Source organism: Streptosporangium sp. NPDC049248, assembly GCF_040678965.1.
GTDB classification, from domain to species: domain Bacteria; phylum Actinomycetota; class Actinomycetes; order Streptosporangiales; family Streptosporangiaceae; genus Streptosporangium; species Streptosporangium fukuiense.
In genome coordinates, this window is sequence record NZ_JBFAQY010000027.1 from 113,263 (window position 1) to 137,805 (window position 24,543).

The following is a 24,543-nucleotide window of genomic DNA, read 5'->3' on the forward strand; positions in this document are numbered from 1 at the left end:
CGCAGCCGCCCGACAAGAACAGACGGGCCTAGCGGAAAGGGTCCTCGCCGTGGAACCCAGGATCACCGGATTCGACTACCAGCGCGTCACCGTCACCGAAGGCGTGTCGCTCAACGTCGCCGCAGGCGGCTCCGGCAGCCCCGTCGTGCTGTTGCACGGCTTCCCCCAGACCCACCTGATGTGGCGGCACGTCGCCGCCGACCTGGCCTCCGATCACACCGTCATCTGCCCCGACCTGCGCGGCTACGGTGACAGCGACAAGCCGGCCGACACCGATGGGCACACCTATTCCAAGCGCACCATGGCCGCCGACGTCGTCGCCCTCGCGCGCGCCTTCGGCCACGAGCGTTTTGCCCTGGCGGGCCACGACCGGGGTGCCCTGGTCGCCATCCGCGCCGGGCTGGACCACCCCGATGCGATCACTCATCTCGCCTCGCTCGACGTCCTGCCGACGCTGGACATGTGGGACGTGATGCACGGCACCTCAGCCGCCGTCGGCTTTCATCTCTACCTGATGGCCCAGCCGCCCAGCCTGCCCGAACAGATGATCAGCGCCAGCGCGGACGCCTTCTTCGGCTACTTCCTGGACATCTGGACCCGGAATCCGGAGGCGATTCCCGCCGACATCCGCGCCGCCTACCTGAAGGCCTCCCGCGAAGCCGTCCCCTCCATCGTCGCCGACTACCGGGCGTCGGCCGCCGTCGACGTCGAGCACGACCAGGCAGACCGCCGGGCCGGGAACCGGCTGCGCATGCCGGTGGCCGTCCTGCAGCAGGACTGGGGCGCGGCCCTCGGCTTCGACGCCGCCGCCCTGTGGGAGGCGTGGGCGCCCCACCAGGAACACGCCACCGTCTCCTGTGGCCACTTCATGGCCGAAGAGGCCCCCGCCGATGTCGTCAAGGCGCTGCGCGACCTTCTGGCCAGGTAGACCCGCCCCCGTCGTGGCGGCGGCGGTGGATCGGCCTGTCTCCTTCGTGGTGGGGAGTGGGAGGACCGTCGCAGGTGATCGACAGCCTCCGTACCGGCCTGGAGCGGAACGGGGCCGGGAGCAGTACCAGGGCGGTGATCAGCGGGCTGAGCGGGGGGCGGTGCCCGTCCCGCCGGTGGTCGGTCGGTGGCGGGTGCCGGCGCGCGGGCCGAGGTAGTCGGTGTCGCTCACGTGCTCCAGCCAGGTGGTCTCCGGACCTCCGTCCGGGCCGGGGCTCTCCCACAACGCCAGATGGATCATGAACTGGTCCGGGGCGGCGCCGTGCCAGTGCTCCTCGCGCGGCGGCGTGTGGACGATGTCGCCGGGATGGGCCTCGATCAGCACGCCCCCGCGCGACTGGATCAGCGCGACGCCCTCGACGATGTACAGGGTCTGGCCCAGGGAGTGGGAATGCCAGGCGGTCCGGCCGCCGGGCGCGAACCTGACCATGTTCGCGCGCGCCCGCGACGGCTCCTGGCCCGCGTAGATGACGTCCCACCAGACATCCCCGGTGAACCACTCGGCCGGCGCCTTACTGGTCGGCGGCTGCTTCACGATCTCCATGGTCGCTCTCCTCCCGCACTGGACGGCCGCTTCGGCGAACCCTCACGACGTGCCCGCCTGCTGCCACGCGGCCATGTGACCTCCGTGTGGCCGAGCCCCGGGCAGGGCTCAAGCGGCACCCACAACGAGGGCTGCCCCCTGGGCCGTGATTCAGCGACGCCTTTGCCGAGCTTTCGCGATTCCAAAACGAACCGGGGGAGGGCGCCCACTCCTTGCGCTGCCGATGAAAGCACCGGTCACGTGTGTCGATCACCACATTCGCCTCGAACTCGGGGCCGTGGTCGCCGACCTGCCGTATGGGACCGCGGCGGTGTACGGCAGGTGACGATCTGTGTCGATGGGTTGCTCACCGCCATGACCGTGACGATGATCGTGTGGGTGGTACCTCAGCTACGGCACCACGCCGCCCCAGCGACAGATCGCTGATAAGGAGCATCCCCCATGGCTCTTGCCGGAACCCTCCTGCCCATCGCGTTGGCGATCATCATGTTCGGCCTCGGGCTGAGCCTGACGATCTCCGATTTCCGCCGTGTCGTCGTCTACCCCAAGGCCACCGTCGTGGCGCTCGGCTGCCAGATCCTGGTGCTGCCCGCGATCTGCTTCGGCCTGGTGGTCCTCTTCGACCTGCCGTCGGCGCTCGCCGTCGGCATGATGTTGCTGGCCGCCTCGCCCGGCGGCACGACGGCCAACCTCTACAGCCATCTGTTCGGCGGTGACGTCGCGCTCAACGTGACGCTGACCGCGATCAACTCGGTACTGGCGGTCGTGACGCTGCCCCTGGTGACCAACCTGTCGCTGTCCTACTTCGAGGTCGGCTCGGGCACGCTCGGCCTGCAGTTCGACAAGAGCCTGCAGGTGATGGCGATCGTGCTGGTTCCGGTCGCCGTCGGCATGGCGGTCCGCGCCAGGGCACGGAGCTTCGCCGAACGGATGAACACGCCCGTGAAGATCGCCTCAGCGGTCATCCTGGCGCTGGTGATCGCCGGTGCCCTGCTTCAGGAGCTCGACAACCTCAGCGGCTACATCCAGTCGGTGGGCCTGATCACGCTGGTGTTCAGTGTGATCAGCCTGATCGTCGGCTACTGGGCGCCGCGCCTGGCCGGAGTGGAGCGCGGCCAGGCCGTCGCCTCCTGCATGGAGATCGGGATCCACAACGCCACGCTGTCGATCGCGGTGGCGCTCTCCCTGCTGAACAGCTCCCAGATGGCCGTCCCGGCCGCGACCTATGGCGTGCTGATGTTCTTCACCGCGGCAGCGGCAGGGTTCCTGCTCAGATCTCGCACGACAGAGCCGATGCCTTCGGACCGGTGATCGCCCTGCCCGCCCGTGCCTCGATCGACGAGGCGTACGTGTGGGATCCGGAAAGTCGCGGTGGCACGCGCCCGTTCCCGGTGCGTGCCACCGCGAGCATGGACGCCGATCAGGTGTGACCGGTCACGCCATGTCCCACAGCAGGCGGTAGTAGGCGATGCGTTCCGGGTCTGGGACGATCCCGTACGCGTCGTATACGACCCCGTCGTACCCCGGGCCGTAGTTCCATTCCGTGCTCCACGCGGCGACCGCGAGGTCCGCCCACCGGTCGGCCATCCCGAGTGAGTCCAGGTCGACGTGCGCGGCGAACATGCCGTCGTCGTGCAGCAGGGTGTTGGGGACGCACGCGTCCCCGTGGCAGACGACGAGGCGGTCGATCGCAGGCGGATCGCCGATTCGTGCCCGGGCTTCGGCGAGGCCCAGGTGCCGGTGCTCGGGGAACCAGCCGGCCGGTCCCTCGCCGTCGGCGATGCGCTCGTCGGCGCGGGCGAGCCGCCGATCGACGGACCAGTCGAACGGGCACTGCTCCACGGGCAGGGCGTCGTGGAGCAGGCGCAGCCCTCGGCCGATCGCGGCCGCCGCGGTCGGCGGGTCGGCGATCCAGCGGGGGTCCACCGCGGAGCGGCCAGGGAGTGCCGCCGTGACCAGCCACGTGCCGTCGGCGTCCGTACCGTGTTCGACGACCCGCGGGACGGTCGCCCATCGCCGCGCCCAGGTCAGGCGTTCCGCCTCGCCGGGGAGATCGATCTCCGGAGTGCCGGCGGCGACCCACTTGACGTACCTGACGTCCTCATGCCCGCCTTCGAGGCGGAAGGTCAGGCCGCCGAGTTCGTTGCGCCACACCGGGGTGACGGTGTCGCCGTCGGCGAGCGCCGTGACGACGGCGGGGACGGTCACCGGACCGACTGGGATCTCGGAGATGACGGGGCGGCTCATGGAGACAGGATCTCCCAAGGGGGCGTCGCCGACGACAGGCGGGTCAGGGAACGGCAAAGCGACACGCCGCCGCGGACCCGGGCCCATCCCGGGGAGAACGGGAAGACGACACCGCAGGCCGCGCGGAAGCTGAGGCGGCAGGGCTTCGGTGCGGCGGTTGGGCTGAGTACCTGGCGTGACCACGAGCTCCGGGCGGAGGAGCGTCCTGATGGTGACGATGGACGGCCGGCAGGGCGCGGACCGGGTGAATCTGATCAATCCGCGCCGTGTGCTGCCGGTGCACTACGACGATCACGGCGTCTTCAGCTCTCCGCTCGCCGACTTCCGCGACCACGTCGAACGCAGCGGTCAGGGGAGCCGGGGCACCTACTTGGCCAGGGGCGAAAGCTGCGAGTTGTCCGAACGGCCGTGAGCGTGGTGCGCTCAGTCGTGCTGCTCTTCGGCGAGGCCGAGCGCCTGGGCGACGCCTTCCATGTTCTGGTAGGTGCGATCGGGCAGCGACCGGATGGCGGAGAGCACCTCGTCGGGCGCCGACTGGGATCTCGCCCGCTTCAGCAACGTCTCGCGGTCGGCCGGAAAAACATGTGTGCCGCTGATCCACCTGGCCAGGTCGCTTCGGCTGTCCACCTCTTGGGCGCTCAACCCTTCGGGTGATCCTGGCTGGTGTGCGTGATTGACGCCCAGACTTTGCCCGCTATCGTCTCTGTCTCGTTCCATCTGCTGTTCCTTTCGTGCGTCGTGGCAGGGGCATACCCGCCTTGCACTGGGCAAACATCAGGGGAAACCGACTCGAAGATCTTCGCTGTCAGGGGCGGGAAGGCCGGGTGAGCGGGGTCGGGCCCAAAACCCCGCCGCGATCGGCACCTTGGACAGGTGTCCCCTGCCCGCCGCGTTATCGCCCGGGGCCGAGGAGACCTGGCCGGCCTACTCGTACGGCTCGTCGGGGGTCTCGATTCTTGTGAGGCTCTTGCCGGTGAGCTGGGGGTGGACGACTCCGGCGGGCATCTTCTTGAACGTCTGGGGGATCCAGGTGCCCGTGACCTCGATCCACGTGTCGGCGGGCGGTGCCTGCAATCCCCTGACGGCGACCTTCAGCGGGAACGCGTCCGCGGCGCAGCAGGCGAGCTGCATGCGGGTGACGTACCACTGTCCCTTTTTCTTCGCGGGGACGACGAAACCGGTCAGTCTGACCTCACGCCCGGTGAGGGACTTCTTGTCGTCGTCCCAGGCTCGGCCGATGAACTCACCGATCGGCATGTCCACCGGGCCGTCGCCGGCCAGCGGGGGGAAGGCGCTCAGGGGCTGGTCGCGGGGCGGCGGGGTGTCATCCCGGGAGGCGGCGAACGAGCCCAGCGCGGGGGGGGCGATCAGGAAGATCGCGAACACCGGCAGGCACAGCAGCCACGCGACCCGGGGCCCGCCGTGCGGGTGCCCGTGCGTGTTTTCGCCGGGCCGGTCGTGCTCGTCCGAGTGGTGCGGTGCGAGAGGGCGCCCATCGGTCCTGCCCTCCGTGCCCTTCTTCGCCCCCGCGGCCTGGAGCAGCCCGATGACGCCGAGGACCACCAGTACCGTACCGGCGCCGATGAGAAACGGCCGGAAGCCGGGTTTGACGTAGTTGAGATAGGTCGTGGAGAACGCCGAGATCTGTAGCACCGCGCAACCCAGCAGGGTCAGGACGAGGTTCTGGGTGACACGGTTCATAAGGATTCGCGAGTTCCTTTCGCCAGGCCGAGCCTGGGCCGGCGGTCTTTCGAAGACCGTGAGGACATCACAGCAGCAACCATCCGAAAAGCGTGCTGACCAGGACGGCGAGCGCGAAGGTCAGCGGGACGAACCTGGCTGTGAAAGCGCCACCGAACGTGCCGGCCTGCAGCGCGATCAGTTTCAGGTCGACCATCGGCCCGACCACCAGGAAGGCCAGCTTCGCGGTGGGGGAGAACGCGGTCATCGAGGCCGCCACGAACGCGTCGGCCTCCGAGCAGATCGACAGCAACACCGCCAGCAGCGCCATGACCAGAATGGCCAGCCACGGCACCTCGGCGACCGCGGCCAGCCACTCGCGGGGAACGGCGACGTTCAGCGTGGCCGCGGCCAGCCCGCCGACGATGAGGAACCCGCCCGCGTGCAGCAGGTCGTGTCGCATCGCCTCGCCGAACCGCGTCCATCCCGGGCCCTCGCCGTGCGGGCGGGAGGGAACGCGCAGCCACTGGCTGCGGCCGAATCTCAGCCAGAGCCAGCCGACCAGCACCGCCACGGTCAGCGACGCCCCGAACCTGGCCAGCACCATCAGCGGCTGCCCGGGAAAGGCGACGGCGGTCGCGACCAGCACGATCGGGTTGATCGCGGGAGAGGCGAGCAGGAATGCCAGTGCGGCGGCCGGGGTCACCCCCCGGGCCATCAATCCCGAGGCGACCGGGACCGAGGCGCACTCGCACCCCGGCAACACCGCTCCCGCCGCCCCCGCGACCGGCACCGCGATGGCCGGATTCCTCGGCAGCGCCCTGGTCCAGAACGACGCCGGGACGAACGCCGTGATCGCCGCCGACAGCGCCACCCCGAAGACCAGGAACGGCAGCGCCTGCACGCAGATCGCCACGAAGATCGTGGCCCACGTCTGCAGCGCGGGCGCGGTCAGGTGCGGTGCCAACGTGAACCGGCCCACCGCCAGCAACGCGATGACGAGCATGAACCCCCATGGCAGAGCGCTTCTCGCGGAGCGAGAACGCCCCCAGGAGTCAGGTGGGACCGGGCTGTCGTCGTCGGTCCACTCCCTCGGCGGACCGGTTCGGAGCTCAGACATGCGCCCTATCGTGTCAGGTCATCACATTGTTCCTGACAAGATCTTGATCTTTGAGCACGGCGGGGCGCGGAGCCGTCGGGCTGCCTTCTTTCCGCCTCTGTCCACGGAACTCACGTCTGTGGTAGTAAAGAAAGTGACTAATCATATTCATGACTATCTGGGAGAAGCCATGGCCACCGCGGACCGCTTCCGCGCCGCTGTCGACAGCCGCGATCTCACCGCTCTGGACGACCTGTTCACCGAGGACGTCCGGCTCTACAGCCCGGTGAAGTTCAGTCCCTTCGAGGGCAGGCCGATGGTGCTGGGGCTTTTCGGGGTCCTCATGCGTACCTTCGAGGACTTCCGCTACATCGGGCACTTCGACGGCACCGCCGAGACCTGCGCCGACGGTACCGAGGCCCCGTCGGTGGTCCTGCTCTTCCGGGCCACCGTGAACGGCAAGCAGATTCACGGCATCGACCTGTTGCATCTCGACCACGAGGAGCGGATCAAGGAGTTCACCGTGATGGTCCGCCCGCAGTCCGCGGTGCACACCCTGGGCGAGGTGGTCCTCGCCGGTCTGGTCGCCGACGGCCTCGTCCCGGCCCCGGCCGATCACTAGCCCGGCGAGCTGGAGCCGGCCGACGCGCGGGCCGCACCTCGTACCACCTGTTCCATCGCCCAGGCCGTGTCCGAGGCGGTCAGGTGTCGGCGGTCGAGCAGGGTGGCGAGGATCGTGGGCCACGAGGGGTGACGGAGCCGGGGGCGCGGGACGGGCCGGCGGGCGGCAGGGACGCGGTCATGGGTGGTCCTCATCTGTGAAGGCTGCCGCGATGAGACCGCTGTTGTCCCGACATGACGACGGCCGCCTCATCGAGGCGGCCGGTGGGTTCGTGCAGGAGCAGGGGCCGCCTAACAGGCGGGCCGCCAACTGCTCAAGCGCGTGATCATGCCGGAGATCGTAACAGACGGACGCACGCGGTTGGAGAGGTCTTCTCCCCGCCGGAGCGCTCCGAGGTTCGTCCCGCCGTTGTCGGTGGGCCGGTCTACCGTGGGCGGGCACAGGAACCCAGCGTGAGTAAGGGAGACCATGACCACCCTCGTGAACCGGCCGAACACCGCGCTCCTCGTCGTCGACGTACAGAACGGTGTCGTCGTGGGAGCTCACGAACGCGACGCGGTCGTCGCGAACATCGGCAGCCTTGTCGAGAAGGCGCGGCGGGAAGGGGTTCCCGTCGTCTGGATCCAGCACTCCGACGAGCAGCTTGCGAGAGGGAGCGACGACTGGCGGATCGTTCCCGAGCTGACTCCGGGCGATGCCGAGCCGCTTGTCGAGAAGAATTACGGCGACTCCTTCGAAGACACCGCTCTTGAGGCCGTGCTGTCGGGCCTCGGGGTCGGGCGACTCGTCGTCGTCGGCGCACAGACCGACTGGTGCATCCGCTCGACGCTCCACGGCGCGTTCGCCAGGGGCTACGACACGGCCCTTGTCGGCGACGCCCACACGACGGAGGATCAGACGGCATGGGGGGCGCCGCCGCCGGACCGGGTCATCGCGCACACGAACCTGTACTGGACCCACCAGGCGGCGCCGGGACGGACGGCCGGAACGGTCGAGACCAAGGATGTCGACTTCGGCGGCACCTCCTGAGGCCTGTGCGTCGCGGACCGGGTCCGTCCGCGAGCCGAGCGGTCAGGAGCCGGGCGACATCGCCGGGCCGATGCGATCGGCGGGGACGGGGAGGAGGCCGGGGCCTGCCGGCCGGCGCGTAACCGCCCGACACGGCGCCGGCCACTGCGGCGGAGGGCATCCGGCAGGCCGCGGATGGTGATCCGTTCCTGGTCATCTCGGCCCGGGGGGTGTCACCGGCTCCGGCGGACACCCCAGATGAGCAGGTACAGAACAGCGGCGACGATCGCCCACGCCACGAGCGCGATCCCCATCGCCACGAGCGTGGGGATCCGGGTGGCGAGCGCCCAGACGCACAGGGCGAAAGCGATCATGCCGACCGCGCCGAGCACCGCGCCACGGGCATCGTTGGAGGCCGGAATCCGGCTGTGCTCCTCGTCCTGGATCAGGGTGAGGGTGGCGGCCAGAACCGCTGGAAAGGCGAGGAAGACCCCGCCCGTGACCGGTCCCCAGTGGTTTCCCACCAGGCCGGCGGCCACGGAGACGGCCGCCCCGAAGGCGAAGCGCAGCGCCATCCCCGGCAGCGTGACCCTGCGCAGCTTGGAAGGCTGGATCCGCATTCTGCGTGGGGCGCTCATGCGATCAGCAGCCGGCCTGCCGTCGCGACGGCCGCCCATACCGCGATCGCGGCCGCCGAGCCGGCGAGGGCTCCCAGACGCCGAACCAGAGGCACCGCCGAGGCGCAGTACGCCACCAGCGCCACCGATCCGACGATCATTCCCAGCGCGGAGTCCGCGACCTGCCGGCTGCCCATGAACAGCAGGGTCACGGTCATTCCCGCCAGGGCGACGGCCGGCCCCGCGGCGAAGATGCCGGCGAACCGCTTCGGGCTCACCATCTCGCCGATCAGGGCGAAGGCCATGACGAGCAGGCCACCGGACAGCCCGCGCAGGGCGATCGTCCACACCTGGCTCATACGTGCTCGCCCCTCTCACACCGGAGTCGTTGACGGAACGGCTTCCCACGTCATCACGCTGCCCTATGGTCGTGGCCGCTGACCAGGACCGACACCCCTCGGGTGTACCTGGTGGCAGCTGATGGGACTACTGGTTGCGGATGAGGTCCAGCAGCGCCGTGTGGGTCTCCTGGTCGGCCGCCACGATGAGCCCGCCCGTGCCGGTATGCGGCGGCCGGCCGTCGAGGCCGGTCAGCACACAGCCGGCGGCACGGCACAACGCGATCCCGGCGGCGAAGTGCACGCTGTCATGGAGCCGGCCGTCGGTGACGTAGGCGGCTCGCCGGCCGGCGGCCACCCAGGCCACCGCCAGGGTGGTGGAGACGACGCGCGGGCGGAACCGCTCGGCGAATCCCGGATCGGCGAGCAGGGCGGCGGCACGGAAGGCGGGTGAGTTCGGGAACGGCGGGTCGAGGTTGACGTCCACCAGCCGCGAATCCGGCGACGGCTTGAGCGGCTCGTCCACACCGCCGCGGCGGATGTGGGCGCGGACGCCGTCGGTCCAGAACACTTCGTCGGTGAACGGGTCGGCCGAGGCCGCCACCGTGATGTCCGAGCCCAGGCGCAGGGCGACGTTCACCGCCACCAGCATGGTGCGCGCGGCGTAGTTCAGCGTGCCGCACAGTGGGTCGACCAGCCACATGCGCTCCGCCCCCGCCGGGCCCGTAGACCCGCTCTCCTCGCCGGTCACGGCATCACCGGGCCGGGCGGCGCGAATGACGTCAAGGACGGCCTGCTCCGCCGCCACGTCGGCGGTCGTGGCGAAGTCACCGCCGGATTTCTCCAGGCGCGTCAGTGGTGCGCCGAACATGGCGCGCACGACGGCTGCTCCCGCCTGCGCCGCCGTACAGGACAGCTCAACGTCAGTGATCGGCATGATCCGCAGGGTACGCGAGCCGGGAGGCGGTGACGAAGGAGCGTGTCGGGCCGTTATCCGGACGATCCCGAACTCGAAGGGCGGTCTTGATGACGCGATCGCGTACCGTCCCCGTCAGGTGTCGATCGAGGCCGTCGCCGCTGCGGCGGCTTGCCGGAGTGCGTGGCGGCATGCCCTGATGGCGGGGTGCCGGCTGCGACCTCGGCGTACCGCGGTGAAGATGCGGCGTGTGCGCTGGCCACGGGGAAGTTGCCGCAGTGTGACGGTCGGGGACTGTCCGATCCATACGAGGTCGGGAAGCAGGGCGACGGCGTGGCCTTGTTCGACGAGGCGAAGGTGGATCAGGAGGTCGGTGGTCTCGAACCGTACATCGGGCTCGAAACCGGCGTTCCGGCACAGGGTCATGGCCCAGTGGCGGGCGGTCGTACCCTCGGGTTCCATGGCCCAGGGACGGTCGGCGAGTGAGCGCAGCGACGCCGTGGGACCGTCCGCGTCGTCGGCCGGTTCGGGCAGCGCGAGGCGGAGGGAGTCGTCGAGCAGGTCTTCCTGCTCCAGTTCGGCGGGCCGGGGGTTGGGGTTGCCCGGGTATTCCTCGGCGATGACCAGGTCGAAGTCGCGGGCCTGAAGCGCGGGCAGGGCCGTTTCCGGTGGCATCTGTGTGACATGGGGCCGAAGGCCGGGGTGGAGATCGCGCAGGATGCTCAGTGCGCCGGGTATCAGGGCGAGGGTGGCGGTCTGGAACGAGGCGATGCGCAGGGTCCCGGTCAGATCGGTCAGTGAGGCGGCGATGTCCGCCTCGGCGCGCTCCAGGCGTTTCAGCACCGCTTCGGTATGCGCGACGAGGATCTCTGCCTGCTCGGTCAGCCGCACGCGTCGCCCGATCGGCTCCAGTAGCCGGACGCCGACCTCCGCCTCCAGTTGGGAGAGCTGCTGGGAGACAGAGGAGGGGCTGTAGGAGAGGGCGGCGGCGACGGCTGCGAGGGTGCCGCGGTGCTTGAGTTCGCGCAGCAGACGTAGTCGGTGCAGGTCGAACATCGGCGAGCCTTCGATCGGTCGGATTCTCCGACGAATATAGGTCGGAAACATCCGCTGGACCGATTGGAGGGTGTGTCGCACGCTGGCTGCGATGTCTGAGACCGCTTCTTCCGTCCGTACGCCGCCGTGGTTCGCGCGGCCCGCCGCCAGGTTCTGGACCTGTGCGCCCGCCCCCGCTGAGGTGCGGGACTTCCATGCCTCCCTGTTCGAGTACGCCCCTACCTCGCTGGTCGAACTTCCCCGGCTTGCCGCCGAACTGGGGGTCGGGCGGGTCTTCGTCAAGGATGAGTCGTCTCGTCTGGGGCTGCCCGCCTTCAAGGTGCTGGGCGCGTCCTGGGCGGTGCACCGTGCCCTTGCCGAGCGGGCGCGGCACGGTGGGGCGGGTCCGGTCACGTTGGTGACCGCAACCGACGGCAACCATGGCCGCGCTGTGGCTCGTATGGCACGTCTGCTCGGCCAGCGCGCCCGCGTCTTCATCCCGGGAGGCGTTCATCCGAAGGCTGTGGCGGCCATCGCCGCCGAGCAGGCCGAGGTCGTTCAGGTCGCGGGCTCGTATGACGAGGCGGTGCGCCGGGCGGCCGGGGCGGCCGGGGCGCCGGATACGGTTCTGGTCCAGGACACCGCCTGGCCGGGCTATGAGCAGATCCCCGGCTGGATCGTCGAGGGCTATTCCACCCTCTGTGCCGAAATCGACGAGCAGCTGACGGTGGCCGGAGCGGGGATGCCCGATCTTGTCGCCATCCCGGTGGGCGTGGGCTCGCTGGCCCAGGCCGTCGTCACCCACTACCGCAGTCGTCCGGCGGGGCCGCCTCCGGCGTTGTTGTCGGTGGAACCCATGGCCGCCCCCTGTGTCATCGAGAGCCTCCTACGTGGCGAACCGGTCAGCGTCACCACAGGTGAGACCATCATGGCCGGGCTGAACTGCGGCACACCCTCCGCTATCGCCTGGCCTCACCTGCGTGGCGGGCTGGATGCCGCCGTGGCCATCGCCGATGCCGACAGTGCCCGCGCGGCCGGTGACCTCGCCGCCCTCGGTGTCTCCTGTGGCCCCTGCGGTGCGGCCTCGCTCGCCGGCGTCCGCGCCGTGCTCACCGGCGACGGCGCCGGCGAGCGCCGCACCACGCTGGGTCTTGGCCCGGTCTCGACGGTGGTGTTGCTGTGCACCGAGGGCAGCGCGGCCAATCCGCATGCCTCTGCGGGGGGCTGAACTCATCTGTGCGGCGATGCTGTACGACATCGCCATCGAACGCCGCGTCCGCGATGACTTGTCGAGGCGGTGGCGTCAGGAAGCGGCGCGGCGCCGGGTGTGACCTGCGGTGACCACGCAGGCGGCCTACGTGACACCGGCGACGGACACCTGCGGAAGCCATGTGTCCGGCAATCCCCTGGACCCCGGCTCCCAGAGGGCATGTGGGTGTAGCGGGTGAGGTTGTAGGTGCGCTCGGCCCAGCTCCGTGGCGGCCGGCTCAGGTCGGCGGGGAACAGGGCGAGGGCCGTGCGGACGTCCACTATCCGGGTTCATATCCCCGCAGGCCAGGGTCGCTTTCCAGGCGCATGCGCAGCCGCCGCACGTCCCGGGGTCATTCTCGGGGGCGGTCGGGACCGCCGAGGAAGGTGCGGCAGTAGCTGCGCATGGCGATCTTGACTTCGATGATCATCTCGGCGCGGGCGGGTTCGGTCTCGTCCTCGACCAGGCGCAGGAGCTGGTCGCCGATGCTGTTGGTGATGCGGGCGCCCATGGGGGTCAGGCGCAGCGCCCCGCCCGAGGCGCTTTCCAGCAGGTCGGTGATGGTGCGGTAGATGTAGTCATTGACCTCGCGGCCGGCCTCCTTGGCCACGGCCGTCAGCCGGTTGTTCAGCCACAGCTCGCGCACGGACGGGCGGCCGTAGAAGTCGGCGTAGGTGTCGACGACGGCGTCCACCACCGACTCCCAGTCGGGGTAGGAGCGGCCCGCCAGGGCGTCGACCAGCTCTCCCGCGCTCTGGAAGTAGCGCAGCCCGAGGGCTTCCAGGACTGCTTCGCCACCCTCGAAGTAGTGGTAGAAGGCCCCGACTGTGACGCCCGCGCGCTCGACGATCGGCCACGGGGTGGCCACGAGTGCCTCGTAGCCCATCTCGCCGAGCAGTTCGTCCGCGGCGTCCAGGATGGCGCGGACCTTGGCCTTGCTGCGCTCCTGGGCCGGAGCGCGGCGCATCGCCGACGCCAGGTCGATCAGCGGGCTGTGGGTCACGTCATGTCCTCCGGGGTCCGGACCACTTTAGCGGCCGAGATGGCGGCCCAGGCGCGTCGCGATCTTCCGGTCTGGTCACCTGCGAAGACGACCCTTGACGGCCGGAACTCTCATGCCCCAGGCTATCCAAAATCAAAATAGAGTCCATTTCGATTTAGGAGGCACCACCCGTGCCCGCACCCACCGCGATCTCCATCCCCGACTGGTCGACGCCGCTGTATCATCCGGCCCCCCACCACTTCCGGGACTGCACCCGCGTGATGCTGCTCTGCGGCGTGGAGGAGGGCGTCACGCGGCGCCTGTTGCCCGAGCCGCTGGAGCCCGTCGGCGACTTCGTCGTCGTGAGCTGGCTGCTCATCGGCGACGTGGACGGCTACAAGGGCTCCCACAACGTCGCGTTCAACGTGCCGTGCCGCTTCGAGGAGCACATCGGCAAGTTCTGCTCGCTCGAGTACATCGACATCGACATGGGCCTGGCCGCCGGGCGCGAGATGTGGCCGTGGCCCAAGAAGGGCGGCGAGTTCACCTGGGAGCAGACCCCCGGAGGCCTCACCCTCGAATGCCGCCGCCACGGCGACGTCCTCGTCCGCTCGGAGATCACCGTGACGGGCGAGCCGGCCGGCGCCTGGCCCGCCGAGCTGAACGTCCCGGACATGGGCCAGTGCAACCTCCAGGTGCGGCTCCTGGCGCAGGACCACGCCTCCGAGCCGGAGATCGCGCAGGTCATCCGGGTCGACTACCCCAACAGCGTTCTGCATGGCAGCCTCCGCGCCGAAGGTACCCTCACGCTTACGGACGGACCCCGTGACCCCTTCGGCCCGCTCGGTGACATCCGCGTCCTCGCCGCCCGCCTGGACACCCAGGAGTTCGACTTCGACCTCGGCCAGGTCGTCGGCTCCCGGCGGATCTGACCCTTTCCCCCTCAGCCACAGGAGAAGAACCATGTCGGTCATCACCTCCCGGGCCGCGGGCCTGCTCGGCGTCACGGCCCTGGGCCTCGGACTGCTCACCGCCTGCGGCGGCTCGGATTCCAGTACGGCCGCCGACGGCGCGCCGTCCTACGGTGAGTGCAAGGTCAGCGGCGCCTACGGCTCCCACAAGCTGACGACCGTCGACTCCGGCGTCCTCACCATCCAGGCAGCCCTGCCCGCCCCGGGCGACTACAACGGCGATACCCCGCAGGACGTCAAGAGCGGCTACTCCTACTGCCTGGCCGCCGAGATCGCCCACCGGGCCGGCATCCCGCGCCTGGAACTGAAGAACGTCTCGTTCGACGCCTTGGTCAGCGGCCGGACCAAGGACTACGACCTTACGATCTACCAGCTCTACAAGACGCCCGAGCGCGAGAAGGTCGCCGACTTCACCGACCCGTACCTCAACGTCAAGAGCGGCGTGCTCGTACGGTCAGACAGCACCCTGGACGCAACGACGATCAAGGATGCCAAAATCGGCATCCTGCTCGGCTCCGTCCAGGACAGGTTCGTCAACGAGCAGCTCAAGCCCGCCCAACAGGCGAAGCAGTACCAGTCGATCAACGACATGATCACTGCCCTGCGGGCCCGCCAGATCGACGCCGTCATCCTCGACACCACCCTGGTCATGCTCAATGCCCAGCAGATCGGCGACGCGGTCAAGGTGATCGGCCAGTACCCGATCGGCGGCGACGCGGCGATCATGCTGCCCAAGGGCTCGGCGAACACCGCCGGGGTCAGCACGATCGTGGGCGAGATGAAGGCCGACGGCACCCTGGACCGGGTCTTCAAGGAGCAGTTCGAGTCCTTCCTCGGCGGCGACCCCGACGACCTGCCCGAGTGGTCGGTGTCGTGACGGCCGTCGAAGCGCCGGCCGGCGCCAGGAAGCCCGTGCCACCGCCGCGCTCCCGGCCGCTGAACATCGCGGCCTGGGGCGGCGCCGCGCTGACGGTCGCGGTCACGGCCGCGGTGGTGACCAGCGCCGTCCGCCACCTCGCCGCCGGATCCGTGATCGTCCTGGCGGTCGCCGCGGTGGCGGCCGTCCTCATGGGGATTCCCGCCTGGAAGGGGCTGCGCGGTTCCGCCGCGTCCGCCCGGGCGCTCTCAAGCGGGAAGATCACCGACGCGCGCCGGGACGCCGCCGCCTCCCGTGAGTCGTCCTGGACGGCGCTGGGCGTCGCCGGGTTCTGCCTGTGCGTCACGGCGCTGGTCTTCTTCCTCACCGTCAGCGACGGGGTCGTCCGTGAGACGTTCCTGCGCTGGGACCTGATGAGGACGAGCTTCGCCGAGACGGCCAAGGCCCTCTGGTACAACGTGCTCATCGCCCTCGTCGCCGAGGCGCTGGTGCTGGTGATCGGCCTGTTGCTGGCGCTCGCCCGGCTTGCGCCGGGCCGGGGCGGGCGCCCGCTGCGGCTGCTGGCCATCGCCTACATCGACCTGTTTCGCGGCCTGCCCGCCATCGTGGTGATCTACCTCGTCGGCTTCGGCATCCCGCTGGCCGGGATTCCGGTGATCAGCGACGCTCCCCCCGTCGTCTACGCGATCGTGGCGCTGACCCTCACCTACAGCGCCTACAACGCCGAGCTGTACCGCTCGGCGATCGAGTCGATCCACCCCAGCCAGGAGTCGGCGGCGCTGTCGCTCGGCCTGTCCCGCGCGCACACGCTGCGGTACGTGATCCTGCCGCAGGCCGTCCGGCGGATCGTCCCGCCGCTGCTCGGCGCGTTCGTCGCGCTGCAGAAGGACACCGCGCTGGTGAACGTCGTCGGCATCATCGACGCGTTCGCCCAGGCCAAGATCTACTCCGCCAACTACTACAACCTGTCCTCGGTCACCATCGTCTGCCTGCTGTTCGTGGTCATCACCATCCCGCAGACCCGGTTCGTGGACTACCTGCTGGCCCGCGGCGGAAGGAAGGCCTCATGAGCCCGCTCATCGAGCTGCGCGGCGTCACCAAGTCCTACGGCGACCACACGGTACTGCGCGGTGTCGACCTGGACGTCGCCGCGCACGAGGTGATCAGCCTGATCGGGGCGTCCGGGTGCGGCAAGTCCACGCTGCTGCGGTGTGTCAACGGCCTGGAGACCATCGACAGCGGCGAGATCGCCGTGGACGGCGACGTGGTGTCCGGGCCCGGCGTCGACCTGGTCCGCCTCCGGCGGCAGGTCGGCATGGTCTTCCAGTCCTACAACCTCTTCCCGCACATGACCGTCCTGCAGAACGCCGTCCTCGCGCCGGTGAAGACGGGGCTGTGCTCCAAGGAGGAGGCCGAGGACCGGGCCATGGCCATGCTGGGCAGGGTCGGGCTGGCCGACAGGGCCGGCTCCTATCCCGACCAGATGTCCGGCGGCCAGCAGCAGCGTGCGGCGATCGCCCGCACGATGCTGATGAGCCCCCGCATCCTGCTGCTGGACGAGATCACCTCCGCGCTCGACCCGGAGCTGGTCATCGAGGTCCTCAACATCGTCCGGGACCTCGCCGAGAGCGGGATGACCATGCTGCTCACCACCCACGAGATGGGGTTCGCCCGCGAGATCTCGGACCGGATCTGCTTCCTGCACGGCGGCGGCATCCTGGAGCAGGGCCCGCCGGCCCAGATCTTCGACGCCCCCGCCCGACAGCGCACCCGCGACTTCCTGCGCAAGGTGTCCCTGGCAGGACGCCTGTAACGGACACGGCCCCGCAGTACTGCGGGGCGCTGTGCGCCGCGCCGTAGGCAAGAAGAAGGACGTCCTGGATGCCGAGCGGGGCGGACAGTCCTTCCACCTTGTCGTGTAACACCGCGTCACCGCAGGCCGGGGGCGGGTTCGTTGGATTCCGCCGCACTGCTACCGGGACCCTGTCGAGTTCCGCTGCCCCGTTTTACCGTCTTCGGGCCCAAGGATTATCCTAGGAGCCCTAGTTTATTCCTAGTAATCCTAAGGGAAGGGCGGTGTGGCATGGCGCGGGCCGGGTTGACGGCGGACCGGGTGACGCTGGTGGGCGCCGAGCTGGCGGACGAGGTCGGGCTCGACCATGTGACCATGTCGGCGGTGGCGCGGCGGCTGGGGGTGAAGGATGCGAGCCTGTATGTGCACGTACGCGGCTTGGAGGACCTGCGCGGGCGGATCGCGCTGCTGGCGGCGGACGAGAAGACCATCGGCATCGCGGAGGCCACCGCCGGACGAGCCGGCAAGGACGCGCTGGTGGCGTTCGCGAACGCATGGCGGGCGTACGCCCATGAACATCCGGGCCGGTACACCGCGACGCAGATCCCGACGCAGATCGATCCCGAGCTCGCGGCCCGGGCACCCGGGCCGCGACGTGCGGTCGAGCTGACCTACAGCATGTTGCGCGCCTACGCGCTGGCCGAGCCCGACTTGACCGACGCGGTCCGGCTGGTGCGCAGCGCACTGCACGGCTTCGTCAGCCTCGAGGCCGCCGGTGGTTTCGCGCACGCGCGTCCGGCGGAGGCCTCCTGGGTCCGCTGCCTCGACGCCCTGCACGCCCTCCTGGAGCGCTGGCCCACACCCCGTGAAGGAGACCCCTCATGACCGAACCGACTCTCGGCCGCCTGCGCGTGGACGGCGCCACCCTGCACTACGAGGTGCGCGGGAGAGGCCCCCTCCTGCTGCTGATCCCCGGCGGCACGGGCGGCGCGGCCTCCTTTGACGGCGTCGCCGATGACCTGGCCGCCGATTACACGGTCGCCTCCTATGATCCGCGCGGCCTGTCCCGCAGTCCGTTGGACGCCCCGGAAGCCGCTCAGCGGGTCGCACAGCACGCTGACGACGGGTTCCGGCTGCTGGAGCTGCTGTCGCCGGGCAAGCCTGCCCTCGTGGCCGGCTGTAGTTCGGGGGCGATCGTCGCGCTGCACCTGCTCACCAGCCATCCCGAGCGGATCGAACGCGTCGTGGCGCACGAGCCGCCGCTGGTGGGGGTGCTGCCGGACGCGGCCGAGCACCACGCGCTGCTCGCCCGTGTCCAAGACACGCTCCGCCGGGACGGGCTGATGCCCGCGGCGGCCGAGTTCGCAGCCGGCCTCAGGCGGCCCGGTGCCGATCCCGTCGACGCCCGGGCGGTCACCGAGCTGCCGCCGCAGGCGGCGGCGCGAGCCGAGCGGACGATGGCGGACATGTCATACTTCCTCGGGCGTATCGTGCCGAGCTTCATGGCCTATGTCCCGGACATGGATCGCCTGGCGGCCCTGTCGGACCGGCTCGTACTCGCGGGCGGAGCGGACTCGCGCGGTGAACTGCCCTACCGTCCCGCCGCCTTCCTGGCCGAGCGGTACGGCACGGAGCTCGTCCACTTCCCCGGCGGGCACACGGGCCTCAGCACGCACCCCGCCGAGTTCGGTGAGCTGCTCCGCAAGGTGCTGGACACCTAGAAAGCCGATCATCGGATCCTGGGCCCGCTACGTGAGCGGCAGGCCCGGACTGCTCGGGCGACCCCCGTCACAGGGCGAACAGGACGCCTGAGGCGGCGGTCTCCGACCGGTCCCGGGGCGCGCCTGCGTGCCCTTTCGCGTGGATGTGCCTTTGCGTGGAAGGGCACGCTTTCGGCCGCCTTCGAACACGACGCCTTGGCCCTGCCGGGCGCGACCGTCTCCCGTCCGGGCAGCGCCGACGCCGGCCGCGGATCAGTCGATCTGCATGACGACGGCCTTCGGCTCGGTGAAGAACTCCCGGCTGAAGGTGCCGCCCTCGCGCCCGACCCCTGAGTCGCCCGCTCCGCCGAACGGGGCGCGCAGGTCGCGGACGAAGAAGCAGTTCACCCAGACGGTCCCGGCCCGCAGACGGGCGGAGACGCGGTGCGCCCGGGACAGGTTCTCGGTGAACAGCATCGCGTTGAGCCCGTAGCGCGTGTCGTTCATCAGCGCCACGACCTCGTCCTCGGTGTCGAACGGCGTCACCGTGACGACCGGGCCGAAGATCTCCTCGCGCTGGTGGCGGCCGGTGGCGGGCATGCCGGTGATCACCGTGGGGCGGACGAACCAGCCGTCGCCGAGGCCGCCGGAGCGGACGGAGCCGCCCTCCTCGGCGACGGTCTCGACGTAGCCGCGTACCTTCCGGTAGTGGGTCTTCGAGGCCAGCGGGCCGAGTTGGGTGGAGTCCAGCTTGGGGTCGCCCAGGCGCATCGCCTCGGCCGCGGCGGTGAAGCGGGCGATGAACTCGTCGAACACCGGACGCTGGACGTACAGACGCGACCCCGCCAGGCACACCTGCCCGGCGTTGGTGAAGATCGCCTTGATGGACCAGCTCACCGCGTTGTCGAGGTCGGCGTCGGCGAAGACCGCGTTGCCGCCCTTGCCGCCGAGCTCCAGGCTGACCGGCACGAGGTGCCCCGCCGCCGCGGCCGAGATGACCCGGCCGGTCGCGGACTCGCCGGTGAAGGTGATCCGGTCGATCCCAGGGTGCTCGGTGAGCGCCTGCCCGGCGGAGTCCGGGCCGTAGCCGTGGACGACGTTGAGCACCCCGGGCGGCAGGCCCGCCTCCAGCGCGAGCCTGGCGAGGATGGTGGCGGAGGCGGGGGTGTCCTCGGCGGGCTTGAGCACGACCGTGTTGCCCCAGGCCAGCGCGGGCGCGATCTTCCAGGTCTCCAGCATCAGCGGGAAGTTCCACGGGGCGACGGCGGCGGCGACACCGACGGGCTCGTAGCGAGTGTAGGCGTGGTGGCCGGAGTCCATCGGCAGCGTCTCGGCCGTGGTCAGCCGGGCGTGGTCGGCGAAGAAGCGGAAGTTGTCGGCGGCACGGGGCACATCGTTGCCGCGGCTCTGGGTGATCGGCTTGCCCATGTCGCGAGTGTCGGCCAGGCCGAGCTCGTCGGCGTGTTCGAGGATGAGGTCGGCGAGGCGATGCAGCAGCCTGCCACGCTCGGCGCGGCCCATACGCGGCCACGGTCCCTCGTTGAATGCCCGCCGCGCCGCCGCCACGGCCCGCTCCACCTCGGCCGCGCCGCCGAGCGCGACCTCTGCCCACGGCTCGCGGGTGTAGGGGTCGACGCTGGTGAACGTCTCGCCGCCGGAGGACTTCACCTCGGCGCCGTCGATCACGTGTCCGAAGAATTCCAAGTCAGTCACCTTTGTTGATCTCGTCGCGTTCGGCGAGCGTCTGGTCTCCGGCCGCCCAGTGGGTGCGCGGCACCTCGCGTACGATCACCCGGATGCTCTGGGCGGGGGCGCCGAGCGAGCGCTCGACGGCGGCGTGCACCTCGTGGATGAGCGCCCGGATCGCGCCGGGTTCGCGGCCCTCGGTCAAGGTCACCTCGACCAGCGGCATGTCACATCCCCGCCACGGAGTCGAGGTCGCTGAAGCGTACGGTCACCGACGAGCCGCGCCGGCGCGGCATAGCGTCGGTCGTCCCGCTCGTCAGCACGATCTGTACTCCGTTCATCATGCGATCGATCACCTTCCTGTGGCTGCCGTTTCGGCCGGGTGAGGCGCGGGGGAGCGGGCTCAGCCCTGGCCGAGAGGGCGGCGGATCTGGGGTTGGGTGTGGACGCGGCGCGTGGGGCCCTGCCACATGTCGATCGAGCCCGGCTCGGCCGGGTCGAAGTAGCGGGGCCGCCAGGCGTCCTCGTCGGTGATGAGCCGCACGCCCCAGGAATACTCGTACGTGATCCCCTCCGGCCCCTTGAAGTAGACGAAAACCGCCGTCGACTGCGGATGGCGGCCGGGGCCCATCTCGATCTCGACCCCGTTGGCCTCCAGGAAGTGATAGTTGCGCATCAACGCGTCGAGCGAGTCGATCTGGAAGTTGATGTGGCACAGCCCCGGCTGGCTGCCCTGGAACACGGCCAGTTTGTGGTGGACCTGGTCGATGCGCATGAGACAGGCCCAGTCGCCGATCCAGTCCGACACCCGGGCGTTGAACAGGCCGGACCAGAAGCGGTACGCCTCGCGCACGTCCGGGGCGTCCAGGCACAGGTGCCCGAACTCGGTGATGCCGGCCTCGCGTCCGTAGCGGACCGGTGCGGTCAGCGTCACCTGGTCGATCACCAGGTCGATGCGGTTGCCGAACGGGTCGTCGAACGACAGGAAGTCCCGGACCCGGCGCGAGTGGGCCTCCTTGGCGTCGCCCCGTACGACGGTGACGCCGGCCTTCTCCAACTCGGTCTCGGCGGCGGCGAGCGCGTCCTCGTCCCGGACGGTGAACCCGGAGCTGATGACTCCGGACTCCCCTTCGACCAGGGCGAGACAGTGGTGGCGCTGGTCGGCGCGCAGGTAGGCGACGCCGCCCTCCTGGGCGGTGAGCTCCAGGCCGACGATGTCCACGGCGAACCGCAGGGCGGTGTCCAGGTCGGCGGCGCCGGACCGAACGTAGGCGATGTCCTCGAGCTCGATCATGACAACTCCCGGAGATAGGACCAGATGCGGTTGGACAATTCGGATCGCACGGCCCGCCACGACTTCTGCTCGGCGGGCGTGAGGGGGGTGGGGGCGCCGGAGGCGGCGGCGGTGGCGTTCATGCGGGCGGAGGCCTCCAGCACCCACATGAGGGCGACGGCCTGGCCGGCGCTTTCGCCGACGGTCACGGCGCCGTTGCCCCGCATGATCACGGCAGGCGCCGCGCCCAGACGCTCGGCCAGCGCCCGCCCGCGCGCGCGGTCGCGTACCAGCGTCGCGTCGTCGAACACGGGCACCTCGGGCCCGAGGAACGCCCCTTGCCCGTGCAGCGGCAGAATCGGCACCCCCGCCGAGGCCAGAGCCGTGGCAGTGGGCGGCTGTGCCCGGCAGATCGCCCGCACGCCGGGTCGCGCCCGGGCGATCTCCAAATGGATCCACGCCTCGCGCGGCGTGCCGTCGGGCAGGTCGGTGGCATCCAGCGGGACCTCGGCGTGCTGTGTGTCAGGCCCGAGCGTCCCGAGCGGCACCGGAGGGGTCATCAGCAGCCGGTCGTCCCCGATTCGCAGTGACACGTGCCCGAACGCGGTGACCAGCCCAGCCGCTGCCAGCGCCCGTCCGGCGTCCGCCAGCTCTGTGTTCACACCAGTACCTCTCTGCCCGTGCGCATCTACAAAAACAGGCAGGACAATACAGGTATATTTGTACATGTTCTAGGGCAAGTGGGACGCCCCTATGCTGGGGGCATGTCGCTTCAGCACGCACTGCTCGGCGTCCTGGAGGCGCGCCCGATGAACGGGTACGAACTGACCCGCTTCTTCGATGCCGCCCCGCGCTGGGTGTGGTCCGCGCCGCAGAGCCAGATCTATCCGACGCTCCGCCAGATGGAGCAGGCCGGGCTCATCGAAGGTCAGAAGGAGATCCGTGGCACGCGGCTGAAGCGGACGGTGTACTCGATCACCGAGCACGGGCTCGAGGAGCTGAGGACCTGGCTGGGCACCGGCCACACCCCGGCCCCGGTACGCGACTCGTTCTCCCTGCAGGCACTCTTCTTCGACATGATCGACGCGGATCGGGCCGCGTCCGTGCTCAAGGCGTACATCGCCGAGCAGGAGCAGCTGATCACCGAGTGGCGCGCGCACCGGGAAGCGTTGCTGGCCAAGGACACCGACCTGCTCAAGGAGCGGCTGAAGAACCGCCCGCCGGCCGAGCACGACCGCATCGCCGGGTTGAAGGCGAACGTCTTCGCGGGCCAGGTCGCCGTCGCCCAGGCCCGCGTCGACTGGGCCCGCGAAAGCCTCCGCCTCCTCGCGGAAGGCGTCTGACCGAAGAGATCACCCGCACGTACGTCCGTGCCTTCTTCGACCTGCACCTGCGTACCGGACACCAATCTCTGCCGGACAAACCGTCGCCACGCTACCTGGAGGTCGAACCCTGCGCCCCGGACGGAAAAACCCGCTGGTAACAGAGCGCCGCCAGGTCCTCCACCACCAGGTGCGCGCCGGCCGCGAGCAGCCGCGCCCGATTGCCGGTCCGGTCCACGCCGACGACCAGGCCGAAACCGCCACGCGCACCGGCCCGCACGCCCGCCTCCGCGTCCTCTACGATCACCGAGCGCGCGGGATCGACCCGAAGCCGACGCGCCGCCTCCAGGAACATGGCCGGGTCGGGCTTGCCGGCCAGCGAGAGCCGTACGGCGTCGCTGCCGTCGACCCGGGCGTCGAACAGATCACTGACGTTCGCCGCCGCGAGCACCGCCTCGCTGTTGCGGCTGGAGGTGACCAACGCGGTCAGCAGGCCGTCGGCGCGTAGCCGCCGTAGCAGCGCCACCGTGCCGGGAAAGACGGTGACTCCGCCTTCGGCCAGTCGCTCGGCGAACAGTTCCTGCTTGCGAGCCGCCAACCCGTGCACGGTGCGCGGTCCGGGCGGATCTCCGGGATTCCCGTCGGGCAGTGCGACCCCGCGCGCGGCCAGGAACGACCGCACGCCGTCCTCCCGGGGGCGGCCGTCAACATAGCGGCGATAGTCCTCTTCGACGTCGAATCCGGGAACCGGCGACTCGGTCAGGTCCGGTAGCACCTCGTCGAACAGCGCCTTCCAGGCCGCGGCATGAACGGCCGCGGTGTCGGTGACCACGCCGTCCATATCGAAGATCACCGCCTTGTAGGCCGGAGGCCCGCAGCCTGCCCCGTCCTGACCCGTCAGGTGTTCGACGTTCATGACCTTCTCCGTTCTGCGTGCGGCCGTGACCTGTGTCGACTCCGTGGTCCGGCCAGAGGGCCGCCCGGGGGCTCGGCGACCACGTCACGATCGGGACGGAGAACAGGTGATCAAGACTGAGTCTCATCCTCCCCCCGGCGGCTCGTTCGGCTCCTCACCCTCACGCTGGTCGCACGCACCCGGCGGACATAGGGCCGCTCGGCACATGGGACAGGGACCAACGTCTCCGAAACCTTGGCCCGCCCGGACCGGAACGACTGCCGAGTAAGCCCGGAGCCGGCGGGTGATGGAGGGGCGGCTACGGGGCGGCTTCGGTGTCGGCCGGTTTGATCAGCCCGCGGAAGTGGTGAGAGGGGGAGGCGCTGTGGCGGGCCGCCTCCAGCTCCCGGGCCGAGGTCCGCTGTTGCGGCGGCTTCGTCGTGTTCGCGGAGCATGTGCAGGACGGTGGCAGGGGAAGGGGGCCGGCCCTTCTTCGTGCCCTTGGTGATGACGAGCCGGGTGGCGATGTCGCGCAGGCTACGGTGTTCGCCCTGGACAGGTCCGGCCGCGAGCCGCGTCTCATGGCTCCTCGCTATGAGCGTGCTGGCGTCAGCTTCTCGGCCGTAAACGACCGAGCTTGCAGCTCCTCGCCGTCGATGGCTTCGACGGTCCGGTCCGCGTCAGGCAGCGTGACTCACTGCCC

Annotated in this window: 30 protein-coding genes; 14 read left to right on the forward strand and 16 right to left on the reverse strand. The window is 70.1% G+C overall.

The genetic code is table 11. The features are described from left to right. Positions 1 to 49 precede the first annotated feature (49 nt). Positions 50 to 928: an alpha/beta hydrolase gene (locus tag AB0K21_RS35005; protein WP_343969576.1), complete on the forward strand. Its 879-nt coding sequence runs from the start codon at positions 50 to 52 to the stop codon at positions 926 to 928. Between the two features lie 138 nt (positions 929 to 1,066). Here AB0K21_RS35005 and AB0K21_RS35010 read toward each other — a convergent pair whose 3' ends face one another. Then, a complete protein-coding gene (locus AB0K21_RS35010; protein WP_364155928.1) occupies positions 1,067 to 1,531 on the reverse strand; it encodes a cupin domain-containing protein in 465 nt (154 codons plus the stop codon). Positions 1,532 to 1,972: 441 nt separating this feature from the next. Here AB0K21_RS35010 and AB0K21_RS35015 point away from each other — a divergent pair, with 441 nt between their 5' ends. Both AB0K21_RS35015 and AB0K21_RS35020 read left to right on the forward strand, forming a co-directional pair. Continuing rightward, the gene (locus AB0K21_RS35015) at positions 1,973 to 2,842 is read left to right on the forward strand and encodes a bile acid:sodium symporter family protein (RefSeq protein WP_343969582.1); all 870 of its coding nucleotides are present in this window, start codon (positions 1,973 to 1,975) and stop codon (positions 2,840 to 2,842) included. Next, complete coding sequence (locus tag AB0K21_RS35020) at positions 2,839 to 2,961, forward strand: hypothetical protein (RefSeq protein ID WP_343969585.1); 123 nt, start codon at positions 2,839 to 2,841, stop codon at positions 2,959 to 2,961. The genes AB0K21_RS35015 and AB0K21_RS35020 overlap by 4 nt, the downstream gene beginning before the upstream one ends. Positions 2,962 to 2,965: 4 nt before the next feature. On the opposite strand, the gene AB0K21_RS35025 is transcribed toward AB0K21_RS35020, so the two are convergent. Further along, complete coding sequence (locus AB0K21_RS35025; RefSeq protein WP_364155932.1) at positions 2,966 to 3,778, reverse strand: aminoglycoside 3'-phosphotransferase; 813 nt, start codon at positions 3,776 to 3,778, stop codon at positions 2,966 to 2,968. Between the two features lie 208 nt (positions 3,779 to 3,986). Between AB0K21_RS35025 and AB0K21_RS35030 the strand changes: the two genes are divergently transcribed. Further along, positions 3,987 to 4,190 (forward strand): hypothetical protein, encoded by a 204-nt coding sequence (locus AB0K21_RS35030; RefSeq protein ID WP_343969591.1) that lies wholly within the window; start codon positions 3,987 to 3,989, stop codon positions 4,188 to 4,190. Positions 4,191 to 4,201: 11 nt separating this feature from the next. Here AB0K21_RS35030 and AB0K21_RS35035 read toward each other — a convergent pair whose 3' ends face one another. From AB0K21_RS35035 to AB0K21_RS35045, 3 genes are all read right to left on the reverse strand, one after another. Continuing rightward, the gene (locus AB0K21_RS35035; RefSeq protein WP_343969594.1) at positions 4,202 to 4,405 is read right to left on the reverse strand and encodes a DUF2795 domain-containing protein; all 204 of its coding nucleotides are present in this window, start codon (positions 4,403 to 4,405) and stop codon (positions 4,202 to 4,204) included. Positions 4,406 to 4,702: 297 nt separating this feature from the next. Beyond that, a complete protein-coding gene (locus tag AB0K21_RS35040) occupies positions 4,703 to 5,479 on the reverse strand; it encodes a TIGR03943 family protein (RefSeq protein ID WP_364155936.1) in 777 nt (258 codons plus the stop codon). A 67-nt stretch (positions 5,480 to 5,546) separates the two neighbouring features. Further along, complete coding sequence (locus AB0K21_RS35045; RefSeq protein ID WP_364155939.1) at positions 5,547 to 6,578, reverse strand: permease; 1,032 nt, start codon at positions 6,576 to 6,578, stop codon at positions 5,547 to 5,549. 169 nt (positions 6,579 to 6,747) lie between these two features. On the opposite strand from AB0K21_RS35045, the gene AB0K21_RS35050 reads away from it, so the two are divergent. Then, entirely contained in the window at positions 6,748 to 7,179 is a 432-nt protein-coding gene (locus AB0K21_RS35050; protein ID WP_343969603.1) for a nuclear transport factor 2 family protein, read from the forward strand. On the opposite strand, the gene AB0K21_RS35055 is transcribed toward AB0K21_RS35050, so the two are convergent. Then, entirely contained in the window at positions 7,176 to 7,373 is a 198-nt protein-coding gene (locus AB0K21_RS35055) for a hypothetical protein (RefSeq protein ID WP_364155942.1), read from the reverse strand. The genes AB0K21_RS35050 and AB0K21_RS35055 overlap by 4 nt on opposite strands. Before the next feature lie 274 nt (positions 7,374 to 7,647). Here AB0K21_RS35055 and AB0K21_RS35060 point away from each other — a divergent pair, with 274 nt between their 5' ends. Further along, positions 7,648 to 8,208 carry an isochorismatase family protein gene (locus tag AB0K21_RS35060; RefSeq protein ID WP_343969610.1) on the forward strand — a complete coding sequence of 187 codons (561 nt, stop codon included), beginning with the start codon at positions 7,648 to 7,650 and terminating at the stop codon, positions 8,206 to 8,208. 212 nt (positions 8,209 to 8,420) lie between these two features. Here AB0K21_RS35060 and AB0K21_RS35065 read toward each other — a convergent pair whose 3' ends face one another. From AB0K21_RS35065 to AB0K21_RS35080, 4 genes are all read right to left on the reverse strand, one after another. After that, complete coding sequence (locus AB0K21_RS35065) at positions 8,421 to 8,825, reverse strand: DUF3147 family protein (RefSeq protein WP_343969613.1); 405 nt, start codon at positions 8,823 to 8,825, stop codon at positions 8,421 to 8,423. Next, entirely contained in the window at positions 8,822 to 9,163 is a 342-nt protein-coding gene (locus AB0K21_RS35070; RefSeq protein ID WP_343969616.1) for a DUF3147 family protein, read from the reverse strand. Before AB0K21_RS35070 ends, AB0K21_RS35065 begins: the two co-directional genes overlap by 4 nt. Before the next feature lie 127 nt (positions 9,164 to 9,290). Continuing rightward, on the reverse strand, positions 9,291 to 10,079 hold the full coding sequence (locus AB0K21_RS35075; RefSeq protein ID WP_343969619.1) for an inositol monophosphatase family protein: 789 nt from the start codon (positions 10,077 to 10,079) through the stop codon (positions 9,291 to 9,293). Between the two features lie 114 nt (positions 10,080 to 10,193). Next, complete coding sequence (locus AB0K21_RS35080; protein WP_343969622.1) at positions 10,194 to 11,114, reverse strand: LysR family transcriptional regulator; 921 nt, start codon at positions 11,112 to 11,114, stop codon at positions 10,194 to 10,196. A 91-nt stretch (positions 11,115 to 11,205) separates the two neighbouring features. On the opposite strand from AB0K21_RS35080, the gene AB0K21_RS35085 reads away from it, so the two are divergent. Then, entirely contained in the window at positions 11,206 to 12,321 is a 1,116-nt protein-coding gene (locus tag AB0K21_RS35085) for a diaminopropionate ammonia-lyase (RefSeq protein ID WP_343969625.1), read from the forward strand. Between the two features lie 373 nt (positions 12,322 to 12,694). Here AB0K21_RS35085 and AB0K21_RS35090 read toward each other — a convergent pair whose 3' ends face one another. Beyond that, on the reverse strand, positions 12,695 to 13,345 hold the full coding sequence (locus tag AB0K21_RS35090; protein WP_343969628.1) for a TetR/AcrR family transcriptional regulator: 651 nt from the start codon (positions 13,343 to 13,345) through the stop codon (positions 12,695 to 12,697). Between the two features lie 170 nt (positions 13,346 to 13,515). Here AB0K21_RS35090 and AB0K21_RS35095 point away from each other — a divergent pair, with 170 nt between their 5' ends. The 6 genes from AB0K21_RS35095 (at position 13,516) to AB0K21_RS35120 (ending at position 18,685) form a co-directional block, all read left to right on the forward strand. Then, positions 13,516 to 14,256, forward strand: a complete 741-nt coding sequence (locus AB0K21_RS35095) for an acetoacetate decarboxylase family protein (protein ID WP_364155949.1) — start codon at positions 13,516 to 13,518, stop codon at positions 14,254 to 14,256. A 31-nt stretch (positions 14,257 to 14,287) separates the two neighbouring features. Continuing rightward, positions 14,288 to 15,172 carry an ABC transporter substrate-binding protein gene (locus AB0K21_RS35100; protein WP_364155952.1) on the forward strand — a complete coding sequence of 295 codons (885 nt, stop codon included), beginning with the start codon at positions 14,288 to 14,290 and terminating at the stop codon, positions 15,170 to 15,172. Then, positions 15,169 to 16,242: an amino acid ABC transporter permease gene (locus AB0K21_RS35105; protein ID WP_343969637.1), complete on the forward strand. Its 1,074-nt coding sequence runs from the start codon at positions 15,169 to 15,171 to the stop codon at positions 16,240 to 16,242. Before AB0K21_RS35100 ends, AB0K21_RS35105 begins: the two co-directional genes overlap by 4 nt. Continuing rightward, positions 16,239 to 16,985 carry an amino acid ABC transporter ATP-binding protein gene (locus tag AB0K21_RS35110; protein WP_343969640.1) on the forward strand — a complete coding sequence of 249 codons (747 nt, stop codon included), beginning with the start codon at positions 16,239 to 16,241 and terminating at the stop codon, positions 16,983 to 16,985. Before AB0K21_RS35105 ends, AB0K21_RS35110 begins: the two co-directional genes overlap by 4 nt. 270 nt (positions 16,986 to 17,255) lie before the next feature. Continuing rightward, a complete protein-coding gene (locus AB0K21_RS35115) occupies positions 17,256 to 17,849 on the forward strand; it encodes a WHG domain-containing protein (RefSeq protein ID WP_343969644.1) in 594 nt (197 codons plus the stop codon). Further along, positions 17,846 to 18,685, forward strand: coding sequence for an alpha/beta hydrolase (locus AB0K21_RS35120; protein WP_364155957.1), 840 nt, complete (start codon positions 17,846 to 17,848; stop codon positions 18,683 to 18,685). The genes AB0K21_RS35115 and AB0K21_RS35120 overlap by 4 nt, the downstream gene beginning before the upstream one ends. Positions 18,686 to 18,937: 252 nt before the next feature. On the opposite strand, the gene AB0K21_RS35125 is transcribed toward AB0K21_RS35120, so the two are convergent. The 4 genes from AB0K21_RS35125 to AB0K21_RS35140 all read right to left on the reverse strand — a co-directional run bounded on the left by AB0K21_RS35125 (position 18,938) and on the right by AB0K21_RS35140 (position 22,285). After that, entirely contained in the window at positions 18,938 to 20,377 is a 1,440-nt protein-coding gene (locus tag AB0K21_RS35125) for an aldehyde dehydrogenase (protein WP_364155960.1), read from the reverse strand. After that, on the reverse strand, positions 20,370 to 20,576 hold the full coding sequence (locus AB0K21_RS35130) for a tautomerase family protein (protein WP_343969653.1): 207 nt from the start codon (positions 20,574 to 20,576) through the stop codon (positions 20,370 to 20,372). The genes AB0K21_RS35125 and AB0K21_RS35130 overlap by 8 nt, the downstream gene beginning before the upstream one ends. Before the next feature lie 177 nt (positions 20,577 to 20,753). Further along, positions 20,754 to 21,644, reverse strand: coding sequence for a VOC family protein (locus AB0K21_RS35135; protein WP_343969656.1), 891 nt, complete (start codon positions 21,642 to 21,644; stop codon positions 20,754 to 20,756). Continuing rightward, complete coding sequence (locus AB0K21_RS35140) at positions 21,641 to 22,285, reverse strand: class II aldolase/adducin family protein (protein WP_343969659.1); 645 nt, start codon at positions 22,283 to 22,285, stop codon at positions 21,641 to 21,643. Before AB0K21_RS35140 ends, AB0K21_RS35135 begins: the two co-directional genes overlap by 4 nt. A gap of 102 nt (positions 22,286 to 22,387) precedes the next feature. On the opposite strand from AB0K21_RS35140, the gene AB0K21_RS35145 reads away from it, so the two are divergent. Beyond that, positions 22,388 to 22,966, forward strand: a complete 579-nt coding sequence (locus AB0K21_RS35145) for a PadR family transcriptional regulator (protein ID WP_343969661.1) — start codon at positions 22,388 to 22,390, stop codon at positions 22,964 to 22,966. A 91-nt stretch (positions 22,967 to 23,057) separates the two neighbouring features. On the opposite strand, the gene AB0K21_RS35150 is transcribed toward AB0K21_RS35145, so the two are convergent. Further along, a complete protein-coding gene (locus AB0K21_RS35150) occupies positions 23,058 to 23,861 on the reverse strand; it encodes a beta-phosphoglucomutase family hydrolase (protein WP_343969664.1) in 804 nt (267 codons plus the stop codon). Positions 23,862 to 24,543 lie beyond the last annotated feature (682 nt).

Excerpts from the sequence above, each read along its gene's own strand:
- AB0K21_RS35010 (WP_364155928.1), bottom strand. The coding sequence starts at position 1,531 with ATGGAGATCGTGAAGCAGCCGCCGACCAGTAAGGCGCCGGCCGAGTGG.
- AB0K21_RS35015 (WP_343969582.1), top strand. The coding sequence starts at position 1,973 with ATGGCTCTTGCCGGAACCCTCCTGCCCATCGCGTTGGCGATCATCATG.
- AB0K21_RS35025 (WP_364155932.1), bottom strand. The coding sequence starts at position 3,778 with ATGAGCCGCCCCGTCATCTCCGAGATCCCAGTCGGTCCGGTGACCGTC.
- AB0K21_RS35030 (WP_343969591.1), top strand. The coding sequence starts at position 3,987 with ATGGTGACGATGGACGGCCGGCAGGGCGCGGACCGGGTGAATCTGATC.
- AB0K21_RS35040 (WP_364155936.1), bottom strand. The coding sequence starts at position 5,479 with ATGAACCGTGTCACCCAGAACCTCGTCCTGACCCTGCTGGGTTGCGCG.
- AB0K21_RS35045 (WP_364155939.1), bottom strand. The coding sequence starts at position 6,578 with ATGTCTGAGCTCCGAACCGGTCCGCCGAGGGAGTGGACCGACGACGAC.
- AB0K21_RS35050 (WP_343969603.1), top strand. The coding sequence starts at position 6,748 with ATGGCCACCGCGGACCGCTTCCGCGCCGCTGTCGACAGCCGCGATCTC.
- AB0K21_RS35055 (WP_364155942.1), bottom strand. The coding sequence starts at position 7,373 with ATGAGGACCACCCATGACCGCGTCCCTGCCGCCCGCCGGCCCGTCCCG.
- AB0K21_RS35060 (WP_343969610.1), top strand. The coding sequence starts at position 7,648 with ATGACCACCCTCGTGAACCGGCCGAACACCGCGCTCCTCGTCGTCGAC.
- AB0K21_RS35065 (WP_343969613.1), bottom strand. The coding sequence starts at position 8,825 with ATGAGCGCCCCACGCAGAATGCGGATCCAGCCTTCCAAGCTGCGCAGG.
- AB0K21_RS35070 (WP_343969616.1), bottom strand. The coding sequence starts at position 9,163 with ATGAGCCAGGTGTGGACGATCGCCCTGCGCGGGCTGTCCGGTGGCCTG.
- AB0K21_RS35075 (WP_343969619.1), bottom strand. The coding sequence starts at position 10,079 with ATGCCGATCACTGACGTTGAGCTGTCCTGTACGGCGGCGCAGGCGGGA.
- AB0K21_RS35080 (WP_343969622.1), bottom strand. The coding sequence starts at position 11,114 with ATGTTCGACCTGCACCGACTACGTCTGCTGCGCGAACTCAAGCACCGC.
- AB0K21_RS35085 (WP_343969625.1), top strand. The coding sequence starts at position 11,206 with ATGTCTGAGACCGCTTCTTCCGTCCGTACGCCGCCGTGGTTCGCGCGG.
- AB0K21_RS35100 (WP_364155952.1), top strand. The coding sequence starts at position 14,288 with ATGTCGGTCATCACCTCCCGGGCCGCGGGCCTGCTCGGCGTCACGGCC.
- AB0K21_RS35110 (WP_343969640.1), top strand. The coding sequence starts at position 16,239 with ATGAGCCCGCTCATCGAGCTGCGCGGCGTCACCAAGTCCTACGGCGAC.
- AB0K21_RS35115 (WP_343969644.1), top strand. The coding sequence starts at position 17,256 with ATGGCGCGGGCCGGGTTGACGGCGGACCGGGTGACGCTGGTGGGCGCC.
- AB0K21_RS35120 (WP_364155957.1), top strand. The coding sequence starts at position 17,846 with ATGACCGAACCGACTCTCGGCCGCCTGCGCGTGGACGGCGCCACCCTG.
- AB0K21_RS35130 (WP_343969653.1), bottom strand. The coding sequence starts at position 20,576 with ATGCCGCTGGTCGAGGTGACCTTGACCGAGGGCCGCGAACCCGGCGCG.
- AB0K21_RS35135 (WP_343969656.1), bottom strand. The coding sequence starts at position 21,644 with ATGATCGAGCTCGAGGACATCGCCTACGTTCGGTCCGGCGCCGCCGAC.
- AB0K21_RS35145 (WP_343969661.1), top strand. The coding sequence starts at position 22,388 with ATGTCGCTTCAGCACGCACTGCTCGGCGTCCTGGAGGCGCGCCCGATG.
- AB0K21_RS35150 (WP_343969664.1), bottom strand. The coding sequence starts at position 23,861 with ATGAACGTCGAACACCTGACGGGTCAGGACGGGGCAGGCTGCGGGCCT.